This is a genomic window from Mesorhizobium sp. M7A.F.Ca.CA.002.05.1.1 (genome assembly GCF_003998335.1).
Taxonomy (GTDB): Bacteria; Pseudomonadota; Alphaproteobacteria; order Rhizobiales; family Rhizobiaceae; genus Mesorhizobium.
The window spans coordinates 1-549 of sequence record NZ_RZQI01001597.1 but is presented as its reverse complement, the minus strand read 5'-3'; the positions used below and the strand labels follow the sequence as shown (position 1 = coordinate 549).

The window sequence follows — 549 nt, the reverse complement described above, 5'->3', positions numbered from 1 at the left end:
GGCGCGCATGCCGTGCGGCGCGCCGATGGCCAGGAACTCGACTGCGGCGGCGTCGGCCAGCGACAGGCCGTTGGCCGGATAGAGATTTTGCGCCGGCACCAGGATCTGTTCGCACATGGCGCCGTCGCGATGCACGCCCAGCACCTCGATCCTGAGGCAGCAATTGGGCTTGCCGTGCCGGCAGGCGATGCACTTGCCGCAGGAAAGATAGGGGTTGATCACCACGGGCTCACCAACGGCAAGATCGACGCCGTCGCCGGTCTCGACGATCGTTCCCGACACCTCATGGCCCATGATGCGAGGATAGGCGAGGAACGGGTGCTTGCCCTCGAAAATGTGGTAGTCGGTGCCGCAGATGCCGACATGGCTGACCGCCACCAGCGCCCAGCCGGGAGGCGGTGCCTCTGGTGCGGGCCGGTCTTCAAGGACGAGATCGCCGGGCGAACGGCAGAGGACGGCTTTCATGCGCTAATCCAGTCATGAAATCGCCGGCCCGTTGGTGTGGCGGGCCGGCGGGTGATTGTGGGGTCGCTACTTGCCCCGGCGGCG

Annotated in this window: 1 protein-coding gene; it reads right to left on the bottom strand. The window is 66.8% G+C overall.

The features are described 5' to 3' along the window. A partial coding sequence (locus EN939_RS37250) for an alcohol dehydrogenase catalytic domain-containing protein (protein WP_164751652.1) occupies window positions 1–465 on the bottom strand: 465 nt, incomplete at its 3' end. Between the last annotated feature and the right edge of the window lie 84 nt (window positions 466–549).